This window comes from Agromyces sp. SYSU T00194 (assembly GCF_040496035.1).
GTDB lineage: Bacteria > Actinomycetota > Actinomycetes > Actinomycetales > Microbacteriaceae > Agromyces > Agromyces chitinivorans.
Genome location: NZ_JBEPJZ010000001.1, coordinates 2222212 through 2241561 on the forward strand (window position 1 = coordinate 2222212; position 19350 = coordinate 2241561).

General features: G+C 69.5%; 38 protein-coding genes and 1 tRNA gene. 29 read left to right on the forward strand and 10 right to left on the reverse strand.

Annotated elements, in window-relative coordinates; translation table 11 throughout:
* Nucleotides 1-30: 30 nt before the first annotated feature.
* The 5 genes from ABZK10_RS10345 to ABZK10_RS10365 are packed head-to-tail and all read right to left on the reverse strand — an operon-like array spanning nt 31 to nt 1505.
* Nucleotides 31-450, reverse strand: coding sequence for a hypothetical protein (locus ABZK10_RS10345; protein ID WP_353809111.1), 420 nt, complete (start codon nt 448-450; stop codon nt 31-33).
* Nucleotides 447-659, reverse strand: coding sequence for a hypothetical protein (locus ABZK10_RS10350; protein ID WP_353809112.1), 213 nt, complete (start codon nt 657-659; stop codon nt 447-449). Before ABZK10_RS10350 ends, ABZK10_RS10345 begins: the two co-directional genes overlap by 4 nt.
* Nucleotides 656-1084, reverse strand: a complete 429-nt coding sequence (locus ABZK10_RS10355) for a hypothetical protein (protein ID WP_353809113.1) — start codon at nt 1082-1084, stop codon at nt 656-658. The genes ABZK10_RS10350 and ABZK10_RS10355 overlap by 4 nt, the downstream gene beginning before the upstream one ends.
* Complete coding sequence (locus ABZK10_RS10360; protein WP_353809114.1) at nt 1054-1260, reverse strand: helix-turn-helix domain-containing protein; 207 nt, start codon at nt 1258-1260, stop codon at nt 1054-1056. The genes ABZK10_RS10355 and ABZK10_RS10360 overlap by 31 nt, the downstream gene beginning before the upstream one ends.
* The gene (locus tag ABZK10_RS10365) at nt 1257-1505 is read right to left on the reverse strand and encodes a helix-turn-helix domain-containing protein (RefSeq protein WP_353809115.1); all 249 of its coding nucleotides are present in this window, start codon (nt 1503-1505) and stop codon (nt 1257-1259) included. Before ABZK10_RS10365 ends, ABZK10_RS10360 begins: the two co-directional genes overlap by 4 nt.
* Before the next feature lie 95 nt (nt 1506-1600).
* Here ABZK10_RS10365 and ABZK10_RS10370 point away from each other — a divergent pair, with 95 nt between their 5' ends.
* Together ABZK10_RS10370 and ABZK10_RS10375 are read left to right on the forward strand one after the other, a co-directional pair.
* Nucleotides 1601-1849 carry a helix-turn-helix domain-containing protein gene (locus tag ABZK10_RS10370; protein WP_353809116.1) on the forward strand — a complete coding sequence of 83 codons (249 nt, stop codon included), beginning with the start codon at nt 1601-1603 and terminating at the stop codon, nt 1847-1849.
* A 431-nt stretch (nt 1850-2280) separates the two neighbouring features.
* The gene (locus tag ABZK10_RS10375) at nt 2281-2424 is read left to right on the forward strand and encodes a hypothetical protein (RefSeq protein WP_353809117.1); all 144 of its coding nucleotides are present in this window, start codon (nt 2281-2283) and stop codon (nt 2422-2424) included.
* Here ABZK10_RS10375 and ABZK10_RS10380 read toward each other — a convergent pair.
* On the reverse strand, nt 2421-3677 hold the full coding sequence (locus tag ABZK10_RS10380; protein ID WP_353809118.1) for a tyrosine-type recombinase/integrase: 1257 nt from the start codon (nt 3675-3677) through the stop codon (nt 2421-2423). The genes ABZK10_RS10375 and ABZK10_RS10380 overlap by 4 nt on opposite strands.
* A gap of 9 nt (nt 3678-3686) precedes the next feature.
* A complete protein-coding gene (locus ABZK10_RS10385; protein WP_353809119.1) occupies nt 3687-3887 on the reverse strand; it encodes a hypothetical protein in 201 nt (66 codons plus the stop codon).
* A 153-nt stretch (nt 3888-4040) separates the two neighbouring features.
* Here ABZK10_RS10385 and ABZK10_RS10390 point away from each other — a divergent pair.
* Nucleotides 4041-4113: transfer RNA gene (locus tag ABZK10_RS10390), tRNA-Thr, on the forward strand.
* Here the strand turns inward: ABZK10_RS10390 and ABZK10_RS10395 are convergent.
* A complete protein-coding gene (locus ABZK10_RS10395; RefSeq protein WP_353809653.1) occupies nt 4072-4386 on the reverse strand; it encodes a helix-turn-helix domain-containing protein in 315 nt (104 codons plus the stop codon). The genes ABZK10_RS10390 and ABZK10_RS10395 overlap by 42 nt on opposite strands.
* A 144-nt stretch (nt 4387-4530) precedes the next feature.
* Between ABZK10_RS10395 and ABZK10_RS10400 the strand changes: the two genes are divergently transcribed.
* The 21 genes from ABZK10_RS10400 to ABZK10_RS10500 all read left to right on the forward strand — a co-directional run bounded on the left by ABZK10_RS10400 (nt 4531) and on the right by ABZK10_RS10500 (nt 14922).
* Nucleotides 4531-4743 (forward strand): helix-turn-helix domain-containing protein, encoded by a 213-nt coding sequence (locus ABZK10_RS10400; RefSeq protein ID WP_353809120.1) that lies wholly within the window; start codon nt 4531-4533, stop codon nt 4741-4743.
* Nucleotides 4744-4748: 5 nt separating this feature from the next.
* The gene (locus ABZK10_RS10405; RefSeq protein ID WP_353809121.1) at nt 4749-5522 is read left to right on the forward strand and encodes a phage antirepressor KilAC domain-containing protein; all 774 of its coding nucleotides are present in this window, start codon (nt 4749-4751) and stop codon (nt 5520-5522) included.
* The gene (locus ABZK10_RS10410; RefSeq protein ID WP_353809122.1) at nt 5519-5650 is read left to right on the forward strand and encodes a hypothetical protein; all 132 of its coding nucleotides are present in this window, start codon (nt 5519-5521) and stop codon (nt 5648-5650) included. Before ABZK10_RS10405 ends, ABZK10_RS10410 begins: the two co-directional genes overlap by 4 nt.
* Complete coding sequence (locus tag ABZK10_RS10415; RefSeq protein ID WP_353809123.1) at nt 5650-5901, forward strand: hypothetical protein; 252 nt, start codon at nt 5650-5652, stop codon at nt 5899-5901. Before ABZK10_RS10410 ends, ABZK10_RS10415 begins: the two co-directional genes overlap by 1 nt.
* Nucleotides 5898-6119: a hypothetical protein gene (locus ABZK10_RS10420; RefSeq protein WP_353809124.1), complete on the forward strand. Its 222-nt coding sequence runs from the start codon at nt 5898-5900 to the stop codon at nt 6117-6119. The genes ABZK10_RS10415 and ABZK10_RS10420 overlap by 4 nt, the downstream gene beginning before the upstream one ends.
* A 9-nt stretch (nt 6120-6128) precedes the next feature.
* Entirely contained in the window at nt 6129-6884 is a 756-nt protein-coding gene (locus ABZK10_RS10425; protein ID WP_353809125.1) for a hypothetical protein, read from the forward strand.
* Nucleotides 6881-7204 (forward strand): hypothetical protein, encoded by a 324-nt coding sequence (locus ABZK10_RS10430; protein ID WP_353809126.1) that lies wholly within the window; start codon nt 6881-6883, stop codon nt 7202-7204. Before ABZK10_RS10425 ends, ABZK10_RS10430 begins: the two co-directional genes overlap by 4 nt.
* Nucleotides 7204-7578 (forward strand): hypothetical protein, encoded by a 375-nt coding sequence (locus tag ABZK10_RS10435; protein ID WP_353809127.1) that lies wholly within the window; start codon nt 7204-7206, stop codon nt 7576-7578. The genes ABZK10_RS10430 and ABZK10_RS10435 overlap by 1 nt, the downstream gene beginning before the upstream one ends.
* Nucleotides 7578-8411 (forward strand): hypothetical protein, encoded by an 834-nt coding sequence (locus ABZK10_RS10440; protein WP_353809128.1) that lies wholly within the window; start codon nt 7578-7580, stop codon nt 8409-8411. The genes ABZK10_RS10435 and ABZK10_RS10440 overlap by 1 nt, the downstream gene beginning before the upstream one ends.
* The gene (locus tag ABZK10_RS10445) at nt 8411-8656 is read left to right on the forward strand and encodes a hypothetical protein (protein ID WP_353809129.1); all 246 of its coding nucleotides are present in this window, start codon (nt 8411-8413) and stop codon (nt 8654-8656) included. The genes ABZK10_RS10440 and ABZK10_RS10445 overlap by 1 nt, the downstream gene beginning before the upstream one ends.
* Nucleotides 8653-9237: a RusA family crossover junction endodeoxyribonuclease gene (locus ABZK10_RS10450; RefSeq protein ID WP_353809130.1), complete on the forward strand. Its 585-nt coding sequence runs from the start codon at nt 8653-8655 to the stop codon at nt 9235-9237. The genes ABZK10_RS10445 and ABZK10_RS10450 overlap by 4 nt, the downstream gene beginning before the upstream one ends.
* Nucleotides 9234-9596: a hypothetical protein gene (locus ABZK10_RS10455; protein WP_353809131.1), complete on the forward strand. Its 363-nt coding sequence runs from the start codon at nt 9234-9236 to the stop codon at nt 9594-9596. The genes ABZK10_RS10450 and ABZK10_RS10455 overlap by 4 nt, the downstream gene beginning before the upstream one ends.
* A gap of 2 nt (nt 9597-9598) precedes the next feature.
* On the forward strand, nt 9599-9841 hold the full coding sequence (locus ABZK10_RS10460) for a DUF3263 domain-containing protein (protein ID WP_353809132.1): 243 nt from the start codon (nt 9599-9601) through the stop codon (nt 9839-9841).
* Nucleotides 9838-11280: a ParB/RepB/Spo0J family partition protein gene (locus tag ABZK10_RS10465; protein WP_353809133.1), complete on the forward strand. Its 1443-nt coding sequence runs from the start codon at nt 9838-9840 to the stop codon at nt 11278-11280. Before ABZK10_RS10460 ends, ABZK10_RS10465 begins: the two co-directional genes overlap by 4 nt.
* A 2-nt stretch (nt 11281-11282) precedes the next feature.
* Nucleotides 11283-11939, forward strand: coding sequence for a helix-turn-helix domain-containing protein (locus tag ABZK10_RS10470; RefSeq protein ID WP_353809134.1), 657 nt, complete (start codon nt 11283-11285; stop codon nt 11937-11939).
* Nucleotides 11939-12310 (forward strand): hypothetical protein, encoded by a 372-nt coding sequence (locus ABZK10_RS10475; protein WP_353809135.1) that lies wholly within the window; start codon nt 11939-11941, stop codon nt 12308-12310. Before ABZK10_RS10470 ends, ABZK10_RS10475 begins: the two co-directional genes overlap by 1 nt.
* Nucleotides 12307-12576: a hypothetical protein gene (locus ABZK10_RS10480; protein WP_353809136.1), complete on the forward strand. Its 270-nt coding sequence runs from the start codon at nt 12307-12309 to the stop codon at nt 12574-12576. Before ABZK10_RS10475 ends, ABZK10_RS10480 begins: the two co-directional genes overlap by 4 nt.
* Nucleotides 12573-13331, forward strand: a complete 759-nt coding sequence (locus tag ABZK10_RS10485; protein WP_353809137.1) for a hypothetical protein — start codon at nt 12573-12575, stop codon at nt 13329-13331. Before ABZK10_RS10480 ends, ABZK10_RS10485 begins: the two co-directional genes overlap by 4 nt.
* On the forward strand, nt 13328-13531 hold the full coding sequence (locus ABZK10_RS10490) for a hypothetical protein (RefSeq protein ID WP_353809138.1): 204 nt from the start codon (nt 13328-13330) through the stop codon (nt 13529-13531). The genes ABZK10_RS10485 and ABZK10_RS10490 overlap by 4 nt, the downstream gene beginning before the upstream one ends.
* The gene (locus ABZK10_RS10495; RefSeq protein WP_353809139.1) at nt 13528-13869 is read left to right on the forward strand and encodes a hypothetical protein; all 342 of its coding nucleotides are present in this window, start codon (nt 13528-13530) and stop codon (nt 13867-13869) included. The genes ABZK10_RS10490 and ABZK10_RS10495 overlap by 4 nt, the downstream gene beginning before the upstream one ends.
* Nucleotides 13870-14460: 591 nt before the next feature.
* Nucleotides 14461-14922 carry a hypothetical protein gene (locus tag ABZK10_RS10500; protein ID WP_353809140.1) on the forward strand — a complete coding sequence of 154 codons (462 nt, stop codon included), beginning with the start codon at nt 14461-14463 and terminating at the stop codon, nt 14920-14922.
* On the opposite strand, the gene ABZK10_RS10505 is transcribed toward ABZK10_RS10500, so the two are convergent.
* Nucleotides 14896-15486: a hypothetical protein gene (locus ABZK10_RS10505; protein ID WP_353809142.1), complete on the reverse strand. Its 591-nt coding sequence runs from the start codon at nt 15484-15486 to the stop codon at nt 14896-14898. The two genes, ABZK10_RS10500 and ABZK10_RS10505, sit on opposite strands and share 27 nt — an antisense overlap.
* A 656-nt stretch (nt 15487-16142) precedes the next feature.
* Here ABZK10_RS10505 and ABZK10_RS10510 point away from each other — a divergent pair.
* Genes ABZK10_RS10510 through ABZK10_RS10520 form a run of 3 tightly spaced genes read left to right on the forward strand, consistent with a single transcriptional unit; the run spans nt 16143 to nt 16992 of the window.
* Nucleotides 16143-16322, forward strand: coding sequence for a hypothetical protein (locus ABZK10_RS10510; protein WP_353809143.1), 180 nt, complete (start codon nt 16143-16145; stop codon nt 16320-16322).
* Nucleotides 16323-16333: 11 nt separating this feature from the next.
* Nucleotides 16334-16732, forward strand: a complete 399-nt coding sequence (locus ABZK10_RS10515; protein ID WP_353809144.1) for a hypothetical protein — start codon at nt 16334-16336, stop codon at nt 16730-16732.
* Nucleotides 16729-16992, forward strand: a complete 264-nt coding sequence (locus ABZK10_RS10520; protein ID WP_353809145.1) for a hypothetical protein — start codon at nt 16729-16731, stop codon at nt 16990-16992. The genes ABZK10_RS10515 and ABZK10_RS10520 overlap by 4 nt, the downstream gene beginning before the upstream one ends.
* Here the strand turns inward: ABZK10_RS10520 and ABZK10_RS10525 are convergent.
* Nucleotides 16980-17219, reverse strand: a complete 240-nt coding sequence (locus ABZK10_RS10525) for a hypothetical protein (protein WP_353809146.1) — start codon at nt 17217-17219, stop codon at nt 16980-16982. The two genes, ABZK10_RS10520 and ABZK10_RS10525, sit on opposite strands and share 13 nt — an antisense overlap.
* 165 nt (nt 17220-17384) lie before the next feature.
* Between ABZK10_RS10525 and ABZK10_RS10530 the strand changes: the two genes are divergently transcribed.
* Together ABZK10_RS10530 and ABZK10_RS10535 are read left to right on the forward strand one after the other, a co-directional pair.
* On the forward strand, nt 17385-17885 hold the full coding sequence (locus tag ABZK10_RS10530) for a hypothetical protein (protein ID WP_353809147.1): 501 nt from the start codon (nt 17385-17387) through the stop codon (nt 17883-17885).
* Nucleotides 17886-17970: 85 nt separating this feature from the next.
* Complete coding sequence (locus ABZK10_RS10535; RefSeq protein ID WP_353809148.1) at nt 17971-19344, forward strand: terminase large subunit domain-containing protein; 1374 nt, start codon at nt 17971-17973, stop codon at nt 19342-19344.
* Nucleotides 19345-19350: the final 6 nt, after the last annotated feature.

The window sequence follows — 19350 nt, forward strand, 5'->3', positions numbered from 1 at the left end:
CGTCGCGCTTCTGCGCTCGTCGCGAGGGCATCACGACACCTCCCCTGAGTTCGACGGTTCTGGGTCCGGGTGAACCCACCGGAGCAGGAACAGCACGAACACGAACGCCCACACCCCCACCACGAGCAGCTGCCACGACCGGCCCAACACCCCGACCGCGAACACCGCGGCAGCGGCAGCGAACAGCACGACGAACACGTCCGACGCGCCACGCTCACCGACCGGTGTCACGAGCACCCGGTCACGGTTGAACCGGGCCTGGAAGTAGTCGTCACCCTCGACGAGGTCCGCGAAGTCCGGGGTGTTCGCGATGATGATGATCTTCGCGTCGCAGTACGTCACCCACCCGTCGAGGTCGGCTTCGGTCTTCTCGTCCCCGTTGCGGATGAACTCCGTCACGATCACGTGCGTGCCCGTCTCGTACAGGACAGGGGTTCGCGTCTCGGTCATGCGAGGGTCACCGCCCACCAGAGCACCCCGCCGGAGATCAGCGATGCTGCGACGATCGTCGCCATGCCGATGCCCTCGAGCGCGGTCATCCGCGAACGGCGCCCGCGGGGGAGCACGGTTGGCAGTTCGAGGCCGACAGCGTCGGACGCCTCCGCCGGCTCGAACGGGACCTCGTCGAGATGCTCCAGGGGGATACCGCGGGTGCTCATTCGGCCACCGCCATGACCGCTTCGCCGTTGCGACGCTCCCCGGTGTCCACCACACGGCCCGTGTCGAGCTTCAACTCGGTCAGGCGCCGGCGGATGTCGTACAGGTCCGAGAACGGCCACGCCCGGTCGTACCGGTTCACGACGTACTGGTCGTAGATCTCTCGTGCGGTCGCGGGACCGTCGGCGAGGATCGCGACGATCGCGTTCTGGATGGTGCGCTTCTTGTCGCCGCGCTTCGCAGCGCGCGCCGCTGCGGCGGACGTGTCCGGGTCGAACCGGTGCGACATGCGCACCAGATCGGCGTCGGTGCTATCGTTGGAACCCAGCATGGTTTGGAACCTCGTTTCCTTCTCGGGCCCCCCGTCGGTAGCGGGGGGTTCGGCCATTTCAGGGGTCAGGTGCGTTCCGGCATCCGTTCGATCCACGCGTCCAGGTCCGTCTTGCGGAACTTGACGCGCTTCGACGTCCCGACCGGGGTGATCTCGCCCCGGCCGCGGAGCTCGTCGACGTCGCGCAGCGAACCGTCGATGTACGCGGCTGCGGTCTCGCGGGTCATCAGCGCCGGCCACGCCTCCATGCGGATCACTCCTGCGGCGCTCATGCGGCGACCTGCTCGGGGTCGTGCGGGTATAGCGTCGAGGGCATCACGCCGAGGGCACGAGCGATCGCGGCGAGCTCGGCGGTCGTGAAGCAGTTCGGCTTGCCCCGGTTCAGCTTCCGGTAGAACGACGTGCGGGGGATGCCGGCACGGTCAGCGGTCCAGGACTTCGAGCGCTCTGCGTGGGCGATTGCCTCTTCGACGAGCGCAGCGGTCTCTGCGGCGACGTTGCGGGGGGAGAACTCCATACGGAGACTCTATAGGCCCCATATGGAACTGGTCAAGACTGACTCAGTGCCAATCCTGACCTTTTTAGCTCCGGTGTGGAACTACACTGTGCCGTATGGACACGTTTGGGGAGCGGTACAACGCTGCCGTCGCAGCGGAACTTCGCGCTGCACGCGCCCGCAAGAAGGTCACCATCGACGAACTCGTCGAGGCGACCGGCCTGTCACTGGCATCCGTGAAGCGCTACCTCTCCGCGGAACGAGACATCCCAGTCCCGGCGTTCGCGAACATCGCCCGCGTCCTCGGCGTGGACCCCGGCGAGGTCGCCGACCTTGCCTTCAAGCACCTCACCGAGGACGACTGACGGGGCGACACCACGCGCTCGAGCGACCAGGCCGAGTTCGGTAACGGTCCAGTTCGTCATGCGCGTGTCTCCCTAGTGCTCCGATGCTTCTCCGGTACCGGCGACCCTAACCAACCGGGGCGACAGGCCCGGCCCGGTGGTCGACTCAGCGTGCCACCCGCTTGTCCCCCCTTGTGAGGACCGGCGTTCAGGGTTTCCGCATGATCCCGCTGGTAGCGTGCGGACACCCCCCCCCCGAACTGGGGAACCCGTTGGAACCCCCGATGTTCCGCCCCTGCCGAACCCTACATATGCCCCACCGAAAACGTCGGCTGGACTGGCTCACATCCACAACCCGCCAGACCAGCATCCGAGGCGTCGCCCGCGCCACCGGCCGCTCCCACACGACCATCGCCAGGTGGATCGAACACGGCATCCCTTTCGACGCCGTCGTGACGATCGCCACCCAGCACGGCGTGCCCGTCTCCAAAGCGCTGACCGCGACCGGCCATGAACGGTACATGGACCTCGAGCACGTCCCCACCGTCCGCCTGATCGCCGAGTTGCACGACCGGGCCATGACCGGGCGGCTCTAGAACCGGTCGAGCGCCCCGGCGAAGTGCGACCCGACGAGCTCGGCCGCGGCGCGCGCAGCTTCGGACGACACATGCTGGTAGTGCTTCCGGGTCGTCTCGATGTTCACGTGCCCGACGATCTCCGCGACGACCTTCGCGTCGACACCGAGCTCCATGAGCACCGTCGCGGTCGTGTGGCGGGCAGTGTGCGACGTCACGTCGTCGACGATGCCCGCTTCCCGCACCACGTCACGCCATGCCTGCTCGTCCTGTTTCGGGGTGAACGGTGCACCGTCCGGGTGCCGCCATATCAGCCCGTGCGGGTTCGGCAGATGCGAGGTGGCTTCGACGTGCCGGCGTAACGCCACCACGACCGCATCGACGAGCGGAACGGCGCGAGGCTTCCCCGACTTCGGGCGGACCAGGCACAGGCGGCCCTGCAGTCGGTGGTACTCGAGGTCGGCCGCGACCCGGAGGCGTGCTTGGGGGCAGGATGCGCCGCGCTTGTACCCGCACGGCCACACACCCCCGTCGGGTTCGCCGCACCCGTGATCGGACGTGACCTCGTCGAGTGACCATTCGACGTTGAAGATCCCGTTGTCGAGGTCGAGGGCGTCGAGTGTCGCGCCGAGCCGTTCCCCCTGGCGGATGCCGGACAGGATCGACATCCACCAGCGGGTGCCGTCCGGCGCCGACGCGGCCGTGTGCAGCACCGCGAACGCCTCCTCCGTGGACAGGGCCCGACGTTCCCGGATCGGTCGCACCTTCGGCGGCTCCACGTCCGCGGCGACGTTCCGGCCCGTGAGCCCTTCGAGGCGTGCCGCGTCGAGCATGACCGACAGGACCGCGTGCGCCTTCCGGGCGGTCGCCGTCCCCCTGCCCGAGTCGAGCACGCGTTGCAGCATGCCCCGCACATCCGACGGGAGCAGCTGCGCGACGGGCCTGTGACCGATCGCCGGGACGATCCAGTTCTTCGCGGTCGACTCGTACGCGGTCAACGTGTTCGGCTTCAACGTCTGCCGACCGACCGTGGCCAGCCACCGGTCGGCCCAGTCGGCGAGCTTCGTGCGCCGATCCAGTGGGGCGCCGTGGTCGCGGATCTCGGCCTTGATCTGCTCGAGCTTCTGCCGGGCCTTCGCCTGGGAGCGTGACGTGACTTCCTTCTGCCGGCGGCGGCCGTCGGGCCAGAATCCGACGTCGACGACGCCACGCCAGAGCCGTTTGTTCTGGTCGTAGTAGAGGCCGCCGTCGCCGGGAGATCGCTTCTTCGGCACGGCCATACGTTACGCGACCTGGCTGGTTGTGGTCACGCTCTCTCGGCCGAGGGCCACGTCGTTCATCTGCTCGGTCAGCTTCCGGTACTCGGCGGCGTGCGTGCGCGCGCCCGACATGTCGCCGTTGAGCAGCGCCTGCGTCGCGGCGCGCGCCTGGGCGTCGGCCTTCTCGGAGAGCCGCTCGATCGTGGCGTCGATGTCCTTCGTCATGGTGTTCCCCCTTCGCGGTGGGTACCCACATGAGTACCCACATACAGAATGACACACATGCTTGCGGTTAGCACTCAGTGGAACCCCTCAGATCGGCGCGGTTCTGCCGGAATCCGGGCTGCGAGAGGCGGGTTCGTGCGGGTGACCGGGCGGAGACTAGCGGTTTCCGTTCGGAGCTATCGTTTCACTCGTAATGAATAGGTCGTGGGTTCGATTCCCACAGGCGGCTCTCTTCTAGCCCCCCGTCCGGATCCTCCGGGCGGGGGGCTTCGCCGTTCTCGAGCCACTCGAGCGGCATCCCTGTCCGCATCGCAATGACCCGCAGATCACGCCGGCGCGGGGCGTTGCGCCCGTTGATCCAGTTGCTCACGGTGTTCCGGGACACCTCGAGCTCGTCCGCCATCTCGCCGACGCCGACGCCAGACACGCGCAGCGCTCGCCGGATGCGATCCGCGAGGTCGAACTCGAACCTCGGGTCCGTTGCCAGGTGCATGCTCATGGCCTCATTATCGCCCCGATGCGCAAACTTATGCAATAACTCCGGGGCCCCGATGGCGAGGTTCAGGGAAGGCACTGAACACGACCTACTCCCAAAGTTGTGAAATGCTTGATCTAGTCCCTAACTTGTGCCAATGTGTGGGTTGTGAAAAGCACAATCCCCCAGCAGATCGGCAGCAAGCGCGCCGCCGAGATCCTCAAGGTGGACCGCAGCAACATCGGCCGCCTCGTGAGGACCGGCACGCTCAAGCCCTCCACCAAGCTCGAGGGCTCGACCGGCGCGTACCTCTTCGATGAGGACCACGTGCAGAAGGTCGCCGCCGACCGCCGTGCGAAGCGAGCCGAGGCAGCGGGGTGAGCACGATGGCGACTCTCGACGGCCCGCGACCCATCCCGGTCGCCGGCGACCGCCCCACCGAGATCCGCCCCGCAGTGTTCCCCCCGCTGCCCCGCTTCACCTGGACCGACCCCGCAACCCCCCGCGACCCGCAGACCTTCGAGATCTGCGTCGTCATCACCGCCGGCCACGCCGAGTTCGTCGCCCGCGACGTGCTCGCCGCACTCGACCACGACCTCGGCGTCTACGCGGCCGACCCCTCGCACGAAGCCGACCAGCCCTACCAGGCGCACGGCCGCGCCGCGACCTGGTCGCTCGAGCTGACCCGCGACATCCTCAAGCCCATCGACACCGCCCCGCGCGTCGCGAAGCTCCTCACGTGGCTCGCCGACCGCATGGCCGACCTCGACGAACTCGGCGCCGCGCGCATCGAGGACACCAACTCGCCCATCGCACGCAAACAGCCCGCCTCGTACTCCGTCGCCGCGGCCGCGCGACTCCTCAGCCGCGACCCCGCGATCGACATCGGCCAGCAGCGCCTCTTCGAGCACCTCCACACCGCCGGATGGATCACCCGCGAGGGCCGCGCATGGCAGCCCGCACCCGCGTCGATCGAGCTCGGCCTCCTCGACCTGCAGCTCGTCAACGAGCGCCACTACTCCCGCTCCGAGCCCTACCCGCAGGTACTCATCACCGTCCACGGCCTCCGCACCCTCCACGAGCGCCTCGGCGGCATCGCCGACCTCGCGCTCGCCGCACCGAACCACCTCACCCTCGTCGACGAAGGGACCCACCAGTGACCCGCTCCACGCGTCGCGCGCACCCCGTCGTGCGCCAGCTCGTCCTCTGCCTGTTCGTGCTCGTCGCGTTCCTCGCGATCTACGGCGCACCGCAGGCCATCCACCTCGCACTCACCGGGAGGCACTGATGCCCACCATCGAGACCGACACCATCGAGCTGCCCGACGAGGTCCTCCCGCCGCGCATGATCGCCGAGGCCACCGTCGGGTACGGCGTCGTCGGCACGAAGGTCGGCGGCGTGCTCCGCCACCGCGCGCGCATCCGCCGCGGCGTGAAGCGCGCGAACCTCGTGTCCAAGGGCGTCGTGGCCGTGACTCTGTTCACCGAGCTCACGCTCGGGTACTACGTCGGCTCGTTCCTCGCCGGGGTCTGGCTGTGACCGGCGACGGGCCTGGGGCCTGGGAGCAGGTCGTCGCGAACGAGATCGGCGTCGGCGCGCCCGTCGAGGTCACCGCGACCTCGGGGCGCACGACGCCGATCCGCGGCACGGTCGACGCGATCTGGACCCGCTCGGCCGACAAGGAGCGGATCGCCCGCGTCCGCCTCGCCAGCGGCAGCACCGTGACCGAGCCCGTCGCCGGCCTCCGCCGCATCTGAGGGGCGAGCATGCGCACCATCGACACGCTGGACGGCACGTTCCCCCACGCGACCCCGGAGGGCTACGAGCGCGGATGCCGCGGCTCATGCTGCCCCGGCATCGAAGACGTCGGCTGGTCGTGCTCGTACGCCATCCAGCAGTACCGCGGCGACTTCCAGTGGCGCCGCTGGGTCGACGACGGCATGACGCCCGAGCAGATCCGCGACGCCCGCCAGCGCCAGGAAGCAGCGGCCGCCGCGAAGGCGGCCAAGCGCGGGCCGGCCCCGGTGGCATCCCAGCCCACCATCACGGTCGCCGACTCGCACGAACCAGTGCGGGAGCGGCCGAAGCCGCGCCCCGTACGCAACCCGGCCGCGACCGTGCGGCCCGTCACTCCACCCCGATCGGAGACCCACATGACCAGCCAGGATGCGCCCACAGGGTTCGAGAAGTTCGTCCGAGGAAGCCGAGGCTCCAGGACCCTCACGATGCTCTCCGCACGTGCTGGCAAGGGTGGCAAGATCGCCGTCTCCACCGGTCTGCACCGAAAGCTCGGTGACCACGTACAGCTCATGTTCAACCCGTCCTCCCGCCGCATCGCCCTCCGATCGGTCGACGGAGCGGACCCCGACGCGTACCCGATCAGCAGCAAGTCCCACACGATCTCCGCATCGGCGTTCATGCGGCACTACGAGATCTCGCCCGGCACCCGCTGGGCGCTCGCCGAGGAGACCGACGCAGCCGGTGTGTACTTCGCCAGCACCGTCGTCGAGGACGAGTCATGACCACCCGCCGCCGCCGGTGCACCACGAACGGCGACCACGCCGGCCTGCCCGAGGCGACGCTGCGGATGCACTACACGACCTTCGGCTGCCGCGACGAGCTCACCGAGTCCGCGAGACGCGAGTACGACGCCGAGCACCGCAGCGGCCCCGACATCCGCTCGTGCTGGCGCTGCGGCGTCACCTGGAACGGCCACCACAAGTACTTCGACGGTGCCCCCTGCCGCGACTGCCGCGAGTTCCTCCGCAACGTCGACGGCGACCACACCCTCTGGCGGCCTGACCAGCGCCCCGCAGCGCGCCGTCTGGCGGTGGCAGCCTGATGCCCAGACCCCGCCTCCTCCACGTCCCGTTCGAGGACCTCCACGGCCGCAACGCCGTCGCCGGCGACCGGTGGGAAGTCACCAAGGCCCACGAGAACCCGCCCAACTTCCTCCTGGCCAAGCCGTGGCTCGCCGGCCCTCGCGAGCTCGGCGTCTACGCCCGCTACCAGCGCACCGCCGGCCGCACCACCACCGCCGACAAGTACATCCCCTTCGAGACCCAGCAGCAGGCCTTCACCTACGCCCACGCCCGCGCCCGCGGATTCCTCCACGAAGCCGCCCTCATCGCCGTCCAGCTCATCGGCACCCTCGACCAGCTCCGCGCTGCCCTCGACCCGCTCGACATCCACGGCGCTCGCCGAGGGGGTGCCTGATGGCCATCCAGCACCTCGAGGACGCCGCCCAGGTGCAGCTGCCCGCTGCGACGAAGCTCGTGCTCATGGCGATCGCCGACGACGCCAACCGTGAGACCCGGATCGCGTACCCCGGCGCGGCGAAGATGATGCTCTGGGCTGGGATCGGGGAGTCCCGCGTCTCGTCCGTCCTGCAGGAGCTCATCTGCCGGCAGCTCATCGCCCGCCGCGCGAAGGCGTACCGCGGCCGCCGCAGCGAGTACATCATCTTCCCCACGCCCGAGGAGATCGCCCTCCTCGACGACCTCGACGAGACGCTCAACCACGTCTCGCAGACGACGATCGACCGCGTCAAGCGCCAGGACGAGGCGGCCGCGCAGACGAAAACCGCCTCTGACCAGCCTGTGGATAACGCAGATGAATGGGTCGCACCGGTACGACCCATTTCTGGAGAAAGGGTCGTACGGGAGCACGGAATGGGTCGTACGGGTACGACCCCTCCCGTTAGAAACTCCCGTGTTAACCACCAGTCCTCTAGTCAGAGTCACCACACAGGGGCTGTGGATAACCAGCAGGACGGACGATCGAATCTCATCCACCCCACTCCGGGCGACGTCCGTCACAAGGAGCTCGACCTCGAAGCCGTCGAGCTCGCCAACGCCATGGACCTCGCCGCGATCGGCATCGACGAGGACGGCATCCGGGACCTCTGCACGATGATCCTCGGCCGGGCCAAGTCGCACGTCGTCGACCCGACGTCGTACGTCATCCACGCCCTCACGCGGAACCGCAGCGAGTGGATGCACCACGCCATGGAGATCGCCGCGAACCGACGAGCCGGACGGAGCTTCTGATGGCCATGATCACCGCCGAGTACGCCCACACCCTCATCGGCCAGCTCATCGCGATCCGCACCATCGGCGCCTGGGGAACCCCGTTCATCCTCGACGCGGTCCGCCACGACCCCGACCGCGCCCCCGAGTCGATCGTGCTCGTCGCCGGTGACGCCGGGGACCGCACCGCACCTGTCGTCGAGCTGCCGGTCCACCCGGCCCGCCTGCTCATCATCGAGCCCACCCTGCAGGAGGCCGGCGCGTGAACTCCTGGACCCTCCGATTCGACATGGAGAAGAACCCGCTGCCCCTCAACGGCAGCCGCGGCCAGACCGCCGCCGCGCGGCGCTGGCGCTCCCGGTGGACCGCCGCGATCCGCAACCGCACCATCACCGCCGCGACCGACGCCGGCATCCCGCTGCTCGGCACCTGCCAGGCGCGCCTGACCTGGTACGTCCGCACCGCGCACCGCCGCGACGTCGACAACCTCGCCCTGCTCGAGAAGGCCATGTTCGACGGCCTCGTCCGCGCCGGCGTCGTACCCGACGACACCCCCGACCTGATGACCAAGCACCGCGCCGAGATCGTGCAGGTCGACCCGAAGGAGCACGCCGAAGCGTGGTTCGAGTTGTGGGTCGCACCCCGCCCAACCATCGACGACATCCGCGCGCTCGCCGCCGACCTCGGCCTCGAGCTGCAGCCGTGGCAGCAGCGCATCGCCGAGCAGCTGCTCGCCGGCGGCACCCTCACCATCCCGAGCCCCGCCGCGCAGCACGCGAAGTCCAAGCGCGACTTCGAGCGGATGCTCCGCACCATCGCCTCCATCACCGAAGGGACCCACCCATGAACATCCTCCGCAACGGCCCGCGCATGTTCTTCGCCGACCCCGGCCTGAACGCCCGCGAGGGCTTCACGCCGATCGTCTCCGACACCCCCGTGACCGCGGCCGATCTCCCGAAGCTCCGGCCGGGGGAGTACTTCGACCTGCACGTGAAGACGAACGTCCGCGGCGAGACCGTCACCGTCGCGATGATCATCGTCCCGCCGGCGCGCACTTGGTGGCGCCCGTCGACGTGGACCCGGCCCGTGCAGATCGCGGCCGTCGGCCTCGCGCACGGCGTCGGCCGGGCCGCGGCGATCGCCGCGGCGAAGGACGCCGCCGATCGCCGCTTCGCCGGCCAGCTCCTCACCGCCGCCGGTCGCTGATCATGCTCGACGTCGCCACGCTCATCGACTTCGAGGCCGCGCACCCGCGCCCCACGGAGACGAAGAACGCCGCGATCCTCGAGCAGCTCGACCTCCAGCCCACCCGCTACTACCAGCAGCTCACCCGCATCCTCGCCACCCCGCACCTGCGCGAGGCCGCAACCCTGCACGACCCCATCACCACCAACCGGCTCGTCCGCCTCCAGGAGCAGCGAGCCAAGACCCGGAAGGCCCGATCACTGTGACCCCGCGCAAGCCCACGCTCAAGCACCTCGACCCGAACCTCCTCACCACCGAGCACAACGTCCGCACCGACCTCGACCTCGGCAAGGACTTCCTCAAGTCGATCCGCGAGCACGGCGTCCTCGAACCCATCACCGCGTACCCCGACCCCGTCCTCGACGACCACTACCGCGTCCACATCGGCCATCGCCGCACCGCGGCCGCCGTCAAGGCCGGCCTCGACACCGTCCCCGTCTACGTCATCACCGAACGACAGGCCGCCGACCGCGTCGCCGAGCAGCTCACCGAGAACCAGCACCGCGCCGCACTCACCACCCGCGACACCGCGGCCGCGTTCGAGCAGCTCTCGCTCTTCGGGCTGCCCGCCACGCAGATCGCCCGCCGCACAGCCACACCCATCAAGACCGTCGGCGCCGCGCTCGCCGTGGCGAAGTCCGAGAGCGCGGCCGCGATCCAGGAGCAGGCACCCGACCTCACCCTCGACGTCCTCGCGCAGATCGCCGAGTTCGACGGCGACACCGCCGCGGTGAAGGAGCTCACGAGCACCGCCACGAGCAACCCGGGCCTGCTCCCGCACGTCATCGAGCGCCTCCGCGGCGACCGCACACGGAAGGTCGAGCTCGAAGCCCTCAAGGCCCAGCTCACCGCCGCCGGCATCGAACAGATCACATCCACCACGAGCAGCTATGCCCACCCCGCCGGCCTCCTGCGCCTCGAAGGGCTCGTCCGCGCCGACCAGCCCGACGTCGACATCGACACCAGCGACATCCACGCCATGGCAGCCATCCCCGGCATCCGTGCCGCAGCCGTCATCGACCACACCATGATCGACAGCAACTGGACCAAGGCCGCGTTCATCCGCTGGTACGTCGACGAGACCGCCGACCACGGCCTCGTCGACCGCTGGTCCGCGAACGTCACCGACGAACAGCGCGCCGAGAGGGAAGCCGCCGAGGCCGCCCGGCAGGAGCTGCAGCAGGCACAGGCCGAACGTGACGCCCAGCTCACCGCCGCAGCCAAGGTCCGCCACGCCTGGCTCAAAGAGCTCCTCGATCGCAAGACGCTGCCCGACACCACCGACGACCTCATCGCCCACGCGCTCGCCAGCGGGCTCGCGCTCCCGCACCCCAACAGCGACTTCGCCGCGCTCCCGCTCGAGCTGCTCGACATCCCGGTCCCCGACGCCTGGACCTGGAACGCCGACCAGCCGGCCGAAGCCGACCGCTTCCCCCGACGAACCGCACTCGCCGACTACCTGCACAAGCACCCCGCACGCGTCCGCCGTGTCACCTTCGCGATCATCGCCTCCGCCATCGAGACCGACCGAACCGACCACCACGACGCCCGCTACCTCAACGCCCTCGCCAACTGGGGGTACGGCCTCTCCGACATCGAGCGCGAGCTCGCCAACCCCGGACAGCCCCAGCCCGAGGAGGACTGACAATGCGCCACGCATCCAAGACCCTCCGCCTCACACTCGGCTGGGCACTCGCCGCGCTCGCCGCGGCCGCCGTGTACCTGTCGTGGGGCGCGCTCTACGACCTCGCAGTGCACGTCGGAGGCATGACGGCCGACCGCGCCATCCTGTTCCCCGTCGTGGTCGACCTGGTCACCGTTGTCGCGATGCTCATCGCGCTGCTCGTCCCGGCGCCGCGGTGGGGCATCCGTCTCCTGCCCTGGGCGACGCTCACCGTGTTTGGTGCCGTGACCATCGCCGGCAACGCCGCGCACGTCGCCGTCGTCGACGCGCGCACGCTCGCACTCGGCGAGGCGATCGCCGTGGGCGTGAACGCCGTCCCGGCGATCGCGCTGCTCATGGTGACCCACCTCGCGGCCGCTACCGTGTACCGCCGAGACGACACCCCAAGCCGTGCCAGAGCGCCCCGCGCGTCCCGCCCGCCCGTCTCGGAGGACACCACCGGCACACCGGCGAAGCGTCCCGCCAACCGTGCGACCCGGGACGCGATGCGTGGCGAGGTGCTCCGCCTGCGCACCGAGGAGCGTCTCTCGATCCGCGACATCGCGGCGCGCGTCGACGTCTCACCGTCGACGGTGGGCCGCTGGGTCAACGACCCCGCGAACCAGGAGGAGGCCGCCTGATGCCGGTCCGTATGAGTCTCCCGGGCAGCATGCGCTACGAGCTCGCCGCGACCGCACTGAACCCGGCCGCAGAGATCCCGGTGCACGAGAACGAGTGGGCGCCGATCGGCACACCGTTCGCAGACCGGGGCCGCGTGTACGCGCACCCGCTCGACGTCATCGCGGTGCGATTCCACCGCGACCCGATCGGCCGCCTCGACGCCGCGCGGGACTGGATCGTCAAGCGCGCGCACGAGCGGCTCGACATGGTCGCGAACCGTCTCGACCTCGAGCAGGCCGCCGAGAACCTCGGGACCGCGACGGCGACGCTCCGCGAGCGTGTCGCGGCGCGCCGGCGCCACCTGGAGCAGCTGATCGAGGAGACCCGATGACACGCACCACCGCGGAGCTGCGTGAGCTCGCCGAGACGATCGTCTCGATCCGCACGGCCGTGCTCGCCGCAGCCGATCACCCGAGCGTCGAGGCGTCCATGGAGTCGACCGCGTTCGACCTGTTCGACGTCGCCGTGCGCCGGCTGCCGTTCCCGTGGGGGTGGTGGTTCCGGCGCAAGATCCGCCCGCAGGTGGGTCGCATCGCGGACCGCCGCGTCATCGAGCAGCTCAGCCAGCTGCGCGACACGTGGGGGAGGGGCGAATGACCCTGCCGACGTACCCCGAGTGGATCGTCCCGACCCTCGCCGAGGAGTGCACCGGGTTCCCGTCCGAAGGTCCGCGCCTGCGGCACCCGGCGCACCCGCGCGTCACGATCCCCGGGACGGACCTCTGCGGGCCGTGTCACAAGCGGTTCCCCGGCGTGCTCGGCGACCTCGCCCGGTTCTGGAAGCCGCTGCAGGAAGCCCACATCCGCATGCCCACGAAGAACTACGCCGCGGACCGTGTCTCCGGGGGCGGGCGGGTCGACGTCGGCGCACTGTGGAACCCGCACGCCCGCACCGCGCTCGTCGCGATCGAGGAGTGGACCCGGTACCTGATCCGCACCGTGCTCCGTGAACGCCGGTTCTTCGACGACGAACCGCTCGGGTTCACCGTCGACGAGCACCTCGAGGACACCCGCACCCCCGTCCCGCTCGCACTCGCGATGCTCGCCACCCACCACGCCCGCTGGCTGAGCTCGTACCCGCGCCTCGGCCCGGCATGGCTCGACGACGCGACCCACCTCCGCACCCTCGCGATGCGAGCCCTGGACCGCCCGTCGGTGCGCCGCGTGAACATGACCGGCATGTTCTGCGAGGAGGTCGTGCAGGACCTCGAGTACGGGCAGGAGATCTGCGGCGCGCAGATGGCCGGCATCATCCACGACGACCCCACCGACGGACCCGCCGTCATCATCTGCTCCCACAACCCCGCACACCAGACCAGCCGCCTCGAGCGGAAGGACTGGCTCACCCGATGACCCACCAGCACGACGACGACAATGGCCGGTTCAACTACTGGGTCGCCATCGACGTCGCCGCGGCCGCCCTCGACGTCGGCATCAAGCGCGCCTACCAGCTCGCCCGCACCGACCGCTGGCGCCACACCCCCACCAAGCCCCGCGGCTACCTCATGACCGACATCCGCCGCACCGCCCAACACCGGAAGGACGCCCCATGACCATCACCGTGAGCAGAGGATGCATCGTCTGTGGCTGGGAGAGCGAACCCCAGCACTACGAGGAGGGCGAGGAGACCGTGCTCGACGCCTCCGACCACCAGTGCCCGGTCGAGCCCGTCGCGCGCGCGCTCTGCGACGCGAAGCTCGGCGAAGGCGTCTGGGACTCCTGGTCGACCAGGCGCGAACACGCCAAGTACGGCCGTCGCGCACGTAAGGTGCTCGAAGCCCTCGACCGCGCCGGCCTGACCGTGGTCCCGCTGTCACCCACGCCTGACCGCGAGCTCGACCAGCCCGCCACCTGCAGCTGCACCTGCCACAGCGAGGGGAGCGAAGCATGATCGGCTGGTTCCGCCGGCGGAAGCACACGCCGACCCCACCCCCGACCCCGCCCATCCGGCACCGCAGCCGCCAGGCCGGGAAGGTGTACGACCTGTCCCTCTCGGTGTCCGAACGATGCGGCCTCCCACGCGAGACCGTCGGCGAGCTGATCCTCGCCGGCTGGACCTACACCGAGTACGAAACCCAACCCGCCCGATGGACCGCACCCGGCAAGACACGATCCCGCGCCGGCACACCACGCATCCACGTCAACGTCCCGCACGACCGCGGCTGCACACGACCCCCCACCGGCTGGTGGTGCTCACGCGAAGCCGGCCACCCCGGACCCTGCACCGCCCGCCGAGGCGAGAAGAGACCACAATGAGCGACGGCCCCATCAAGCGCGAACGCGCAGCCTGGATGCCCCCACCCGTCAGCACCCGCGACGCAACCCGAATCTGTGGCGCGAAGACCATCACCACCACAACATGCGGGCGCTCGCCGAAGCGCGGCGCCATCACGACGAATTGGGACGACGTGACGTGCGCCGACTGCCACGCCGCACGGCGAGCAGACGCGATCGATAGATCACACGACTCAGAGGAGACACGATGAACCACGATGAGCTGGTCGCCAAGACCGACTGGCCGAAGCGCGATGAGGACGCGACCGCCGACGCTATGATCCTGCACGGCGCCCGCCTGACGATCGCGTGGCAGGCGGAGACTCACCAACTGATGACGCGCGCGTTCGCGGTCGATCGTGAGTCTGCGGAGTACAAGCCTGCGATGCGCCGCTACGTCGATGCCGTGCAGGCCATGCTCGCTGAGGCTCAGGTCGTCGTGGCGCTCGTGCAGGTGCAGAGGCGGTCGCCCGAGCTTGCCGACGAGATCGCCCGCGAGCTCTACAGCATGACCGAGGACGGTGGTGTCGTTGGCGAACTGATGTGGGAGTACCTCGACGCGCGCGGGGTCGACGCTGATGCGGCGTTCTCGATCATCGAGGAACTCACGACGGCAGAGCACGGCGAGCCGGAACCTGATGGTTCAGGCGTCAGCGGCCCCGGCGGCTGACTCGTCGGGCATCCCGACGACCTCACCCGCGACAGCCGCCGACATCGCACGCAACTCATCAGTCGTCGGCCAACGCCCGATCGACGTCGTCCCAGCCTGCCGCCCGTCCGCGCTGTACACCAGGTGGAACGGTCGCAACTCACCAGCCTTGACCTCGCCCCGGTTCCACGCCAGAAGCATCCGCCCTGCCGAGCCATACGCCCGCCGCCGCAACCCCGCCGACGCCGCGGCCGACGAATATGCGCCCGTCCCGTGAACCCACGTCTCGACCGGCCGATCACCCGGAACCAGACGCGACGAGATCTCCGTCAACGCACGGTTCATACGACCCGCCGCCTCACCGGGCGACTCGCCCTTGTCCATCCGGTTCGCCATATCGATGTGAGCGTTGACCCACTCCACCACAGCCAACCGAAGCGCCTCACGACGCTCCCGCTCCAGGTCCCGATCATGCTGCGCACGCGAAAGCCACCACGGCCCGAACACCGCACCAGCCGCACCCAACAACGCACCCAGCACACCGGCCGACGCCGCGATCAAGGACAACGCCACCGCATCGCTCATGCCGCAGATACTCCTGAACACCGGCGCTCGCCGGATGCCGACACGCCGAGTTCGTAGCGGATGCCACCGACACGTCGGCGTGATGTGTTAGAAAGTGAATCACTAGGGTTGCGCATCGCGTGACCCCGCAGACACTGAGAGGCCCTGCCACGGCGGGGCCTCTGTCATGCACGGCGCAACGCGTGAATCGGGTCCCGCACGCGCCGTCCGGTGTTGTCCCGGCCGAGGCTCCGATGGGGCGGAGCAAGCGGGGCGAGCGGGGCGGGCAGGGGTTCGCAGTGGGCCTACCTGCCCGCCCGCACCTCAGACCAGGAGGCGATCGCCATGGTCAGCACCAACCGAGGCGGCCGCCGGTACCAGGAAGCGGTCCGAGCACTTCGCGCCCGCGGCGACGCCTACTGCTGGCGAGGCTGCGGCCGGTTCCTCCGAGCCGACATCAGCAACCTCAAGACCCCCGGATGCATGACCCTCGGCCACATCGTCGCCCGCGAGGAAGCACCCGATCTGTTCTGGGACCCCGAGAACCACGCGCCCGAGTGCGTCCCGTGCAACATGGGCGACGGTGCCCGACGCACCAACGCGAAGCGACGAGCTGCTCGAGGCGAACGGCCGGCCGAGCGCGTCATCCGCAGCTCGCCACACTGGGAGTGATCACGATGGCCCGCAAGTCCGACGCCGAACGCGACCCCGACAAGCGCTGCCGCGGGGCGTACCGCCAGCGCCCCGGCCGCACCCACCTCTGTCGGCTCACCGCTGACCACCCGACCGACAAGCACGCCTGCATCTGCTCGGCAACGTGGCCGACCGCGAAGCCGCGCGAGACCCGAACCCCATGAACGGAGCCACGATGACCGACCGCACCCCAGCGGACATCATCGGCGACGAGAACGCAACGCCGACCGAACGCGTCGTCGCCCGCTGCTACATCCGCCGCCTGATCATCACGCCCGAGCACGTCGACGAGGGGCTCGCGACCACCGCCGACGCCGGCGTCGACGACGACGACCGGGAGGCTGTGCTCTTGGCGTTCCTCATGATGATCAGTCCGTACGGACTCTGGATGCGCGACAAGTCGCAGCCCTACCCGGTGCCCGAAGCGACGTTCAACGGCTGGGACCAGGCACGCACCGTGTGCCGCGACGAGCTCGGCGGGCTGCCGCCGCAGGTGAAGCGCGAGCGCTTGGCCGCGATGTTCGGCCCGGGCGCACCGCTCGCGAAGCACCTCGCACGGAAGGGTCATCGATGAGCGCCACCGCGACGGATGAGGTCGCCCCGCGCCCCTGGGCGGAGCTGCTCGACAGCGGGCTGCTCTGGCTCATCAACCGGCAGGTGTTCCACCCGCACGGGTTCTCGTTGTCGGTGCACACCAACGAGCACGGCGAGCCGACGGGCTGGGCTCTCAGAGGTGATGGCACGGAGATCCACGCCTTCCCGTACGAACTCGAGCAGGAGTACTTCGAGCGCGCGATGGCGGAGATCGAGGCAGCTCGCAGTCAGCCGAAGTAGACCGCGACCCCGACGATCCCGATGATCCCGCCGAGCACGGACAGGAACCGGGACGCGGCGTCCTTCGACCTGACCACGCCGCCGAGTCCGAGCACCGCGGCCGCGACGCCGACGAGCACGCCGGGCGCGAACCCGTACGCCCCGCACATGAACGCACCGACCACCCCCGTCGCCAGCGCGGCGATGGCTAGCGGTGTGGCTCGGACCTTCGTCTGCTCCTCGGCCATGCCCGACAGCGTAGCGCGCGCGAGAACCGCACGACGGAATCATGCGTCTGAGGGGTGGCGGACGACGGAATCCGTCGAATCGGCCCCCAGATTTTTAGGATTCGTGAGCGCGGACGACCGCGCCCTCTTCCTCCTTCTCTCCCCCCAGCAGGAAGGGGGCCCGGTGTGGGTTCGTCGAAGAAGCCTCTTCCGCGACACGGAACCATCCAGCGGTACCGCCTCGAGCTGCGTGCGAAGAAGGGCACCTGCGAACGTTGCCGGGCCGCAAATAGGCAGACCAGGGCGGGAGAACGGTCGAACAAGCGCGCCGCCGACCAGCGGCGAACGCTGCACATCGTCGATGAACCACAGAACGAACCCACAGATCTGCACGCAGCGCCACCCACACCACCGTCTCCGCCCGCCGGCGACGGCGACGAGGAGGCCAACCCCGCTGACCTGATCACCGCGGTCCGCTCGCTCATGCGATCGCGGCCGAGCGACATGGTGCTCAAGGTCTACGGCGAGACGGTGATCCTCCTCGCTCGAGCGATCGAGCACGCCGATCCGAAGGACATCCCGAAGCTCGCCGAGGAGATCACGGACACGGTCAAGCTCATGGCGCCGCCCGAGAAGCCGGGAGGTGGCGACAATGACCCGTTCGCTAGCCTCGGCAACGCCATCTGAGCTTGGCGCAGGCGCGCGCTTCTGGACCCCGCGGACCCCCGGGCGGAAGTCGTATGGGCCCGAGGTTGCGAAGATCGCCACGGCGATGGGCACGCCGCTCATGCCGTGGCAGGAGCTCGTCGCGAACGTCGCGCTCGAGGTCGACCCCGAGACCGGGCAGCTCGCCTACCGGTCGGTCATCATCAAGGTTCCCCGGCAGGCCGGCAAGACGACGCTCGCGATGGCGGTCACCGTGCACCGCGCGCTCGCGTTCCGGAACATCATCGGCGTGCCGCAGAAGATCATCTACACGGCGCAGACCGGCCAGGACGCGTTCAAGAAGTGGTCCGATCAGGCCGACGACCTCGAGGTGATCCTCGGCAAGCGCGTCCACAAGCGCGGCGGCAACAACGTCCCGACGCTCCGGTTCTCCAACCTGAGCGAGTACCGGCCGATCTCGGTGACAAAGAAGTCGGGCCCCTCGCAGTCGAACGACCTCGTGCACTACGACGAGGCATGGGGGCACGAGAACGGGTCCATCGAGTCGGGACTGAACCCGACGATGATCGCGCGCGAGCAGCCCCAGGCGTGGATCTACTCCAACGCCGGCGTCCGCACCTCGAAGTGGTGGAAGGGCAAGTGGGAGCTCGGCCGCCGCCTCGTCGAGGATCAGGACACCACCTCCGGGATCTGCTACTTCGAGTGGTCGGCATCACGCGAGGACGACGACTACGACCCGTCGAACCCCGAGTACGTCGCCCGCCACCACCCCGCGGCCGGCATCACGATCGACATCGCCGGGTTCCGCACCGAGTACCTCACGATGCTCGCCGACCCCGACGAGGGCCTCGAAGGCTACGAGCGGGCGTACTGCAACGTCGAACCCGAGGACCTCCTCGCACAGTGGACCGTCGTCACACGCGAGCAGTGGAACAAGACCGGCGTGGAGCAGTTCATCAACGGCCGTCGCTCGTTCGCGTTCGACGTGACGAACGACCGCAGCTGGGCATCGGTCTCGTGGGCGGGGCTCACAGCCGACGGCAGGTCTCTCTCCGAGCTCGTCACGCACCGCCGCAGCCCCAACTGGGTCGTCCCGTACTTCGAGGAGACGTTCGACAAGTACCCGCGGTACGAGCGCAAGGTGTACTGCGTCGCCGGTGGCGCGGCCGCCACGCTCGAGGCGGACTTCAAGGAAGCCGGCATCGAGCTCATCATGTTCAGCCGCGGCGAGTACGCCGCCGCGTGCGGCGACTACAGCGACGGCCTGGAGGACGGCACGACCGTGCACCTGGCCGATGGGCAAGACGACCTCAAGGACGCGATCGCTGGGGCGACCTGGTCGACCACCGGGGACGCGCGCGTCTGGGACCGGAAGAAGTCGACCACTGTCCTCTCCCCGCTCGTCGCGTGCACGGTCGCGCAGCGCGGGTTCCGCATCTCGGCAGAAGCCGACTACGACGTCAGCGACTCCGTCGCCTAGGAGGTA

What these genes read in the sequence shown, in the direction of transcription:
- ABZK10_RS10345 (WP_353809111.1), bottom strand. Translation starts at nt 450, where the DNA reads ATGACCGAGACGCGAACCCCTGTCCTGTACGAGACGGGCACGCACGTG.
- ABZK10_RS10350 (WP_353809112.1), bottom strand. Translation starts at nt 659, where the DNA reads ATGAGCACCCGCGGTATCCCCCTGGAGCATCTCGACGAGGTCCCGTTC.
- ABZK10_RS10360 (WP_353809114.1), bottom strand. Translation starts at nt 1,260, where the DNA reads ATGAGCGCCGCAGGAGTGATCCGCATGGAGGCGTGGCCGGCGCTGATG.
- ABZK10_RS10365 (WP_353809115.1), bottom strand. Translation starts at nt 1,505, where the DNA reads ATGGAGTTCTCCCCCCGCAACGTCGCCGCAGAGACCGCTGCGCTCGTC.
- ABZK10_RS10370 (WP_353809116.1), top strand. Translation starts at nt 1,601, where the DNA reads ATGGACACGTTTGGGGAGCGGTACAACGCTGCCGTCGCAGCGGAACTT.
- ABZK10_RS10385 (WP_353809119.1), bottom strand. Translation starts at nt 3,887, where the DNA reads ATGACGAAGGACATCGACGCCACGATCGAGCGGCTCTCCGAGAAGGCC.
- ABZK10_RS10395 (WP_353809653.1), bottom strand. Translation starts at nt 4,386, where the DNA reads ATGAGCATGCACCTGGCAACGGACCCGAGGTTCGAGTTCGACCTCGCG.
- ABZK10_RS10405 (WP_353809121.1), top strand. Translation starts at nt 4,749, where the DNA reads ATGGCGACTCTCGACGGCCCGCGACCCATCCCGGTCGCCGGCGACCGC.
- ABZK10_RS10415 (WP_353809123.1), top strand. Translation starts at nt 5,650, where the DNA reads ATGCCCACCATCGAGACCGACACCATCGAGCTGCCCGACGAGGTCCTC.
- ABZK10_RS10425 (WP_353809125.1), top strand. Translation starts at nt 6,129, where the DNA reads ATGCGCACCATCGACACGCTGGACGGCACGTTCCCCCACGCGACCCCG.
- ABZK10_RS10430 (WP_353809126.1), top strand. Translation starts at nt 6,881, where the DNA reads ATGACCACCCGCCGCCGCCGGTGCACCACGAACGGCGACCACGCCGGC.
- ABZK10_RS10435 (WP_353809127.1), top strand. Translation starts at nt 7,204, where the DNA reads ATGCCCAGACCCCGCCTCCTCCACGTCCCGTTCGAGGACCTCCACGGC.
- ABZK10_RS10440 (WP_353809128.1), top strand. Translation starts at nt 7,578, where the DNA reads ATGGCCATCCAGCACCTCGAGGACGCCGCCCAGGTGCAGCTGCCCGCT.
- ABZK10_RS10445 (WP_353809129.1), top strand. Translation starts at nt 8,411, where the DNA reads ATGGCCATGATCACCGCCGAGTACGCCCACACCCTCATCGGCCAGCTC.
- ABZK10_RS10455 (WP_353809131.1), top strand. Translation starts at nt 9,234, where the DNA reads ATGAACATCCTCCGCAACGGCCCGCGCATGTTCTTCGCCGACCCCGGC.
- ABZK10_RS10460 (WP_353809132.1), top strand. Translation starts at nt 9,599, where the DNA reads ATGCTCGACGTCGCCACGCTCATCGACTTCGAGGCCGCGCACCCGCGC.
- ABZK10_RS10470 (WP_353809134.1), top strand. Translation starts at nt 11,283, where the DNA reads ATGCGCCACGCATCCAAGACCCTCCGCCTCACACTCGGCTGGGCACTC.
- ABZK10_RS10475 (WP_353809135.1), top strand. Translation starts at nt 11,939, where the DNA reads ATGCCGGTCCGTATGAGTCTCCCGGGCAGCATGCGCTACGAGCTCGCC.
- ABZK10_RS10480 (WP_353809136.1), top strand. Translation starts at nt 12,307, where the DNA reads ATGACACGCACCACCGCGGAGCTGCGTGAGCTCGCCGAGACGATCGTC.
- ABZK10_RS10485 (WP_353809137.1), top strand. Translation starts at nt 12,573, where the DNA reads ATGACCCTGCCGACGTACCCCGAGTGGATCGTCCCGACCCTCGCCGAG.
- ABZK10_RS10490 (WP_353809138.1), top strand. Translation starts at nt 13,328, where the DNA reads ATGACCCACCAGCACGACGACGACAATGGCCGGTTCAACTACTGGGTC.
- ABZK10_RS10495 (WP_353809139.1), top strand. Translation starts at nt 13,528, where the DNA reads ATGACCATCACCGTGAGCAGAGGATGCATCGTCTGTGGCTGGGAGAGC.
- ABZK10_RS10500 (WP_353809140.1), top strand. Translation starts at nt 14,461, where the DNA reads ATGAACCACGATGAGCTGGTCGCCAAGACCGACTGGCCGAAGCGCGAT.
- ABZK10_RS10505 (WP_353809142.1), bottom strand. Translation starts at nt 15,486, where the DNA reads ATGAGCGATGCGGTGGCGTTGTCCTTGATCGCGGCGTCGGCCGGTGTG.
- ABZK10_RS10510 (WP_353809143.1), top strand. Translation starts at nt 16,143, where the DNA reads ATGGCCCGCAAGTCCGACGCCGAACGCGACCCCGACAAGCGCTGCCGC.
- ABZK10_RS10515 (WP_353809144.1), top strand. Translation starts at nt 16,334, where the DNA reads ATGACCGACCGCACCCCAGCGGACATCATCGGCGACGAGAACGCAACG.
- ABZK10_RS10520 (WP_353809145.1), top strand. Translation starts at nt 16,729, where the DNA reads ATGAGCGCCACCGCGACGGATGAGGTCGCCCCGCGCCCCTGGGCGGAG.
- ABZK10_RS10525 (WP_353809146.1), bottom strand. Translation starts at nt 17,219, where the DNA reads ATGGCCGAGGAGCAGACGAAGGTCCGAGCCACACCGCTAGCCATCGCC.
- ABZK10_RS10535 (WP_353809148.1), top strand. Translation starts at nt 17,971, where the DNA reads ATGGGCACGCCGCTCATGCCGTGGCAGGAGCTCGTCGCGAACGTCGCG.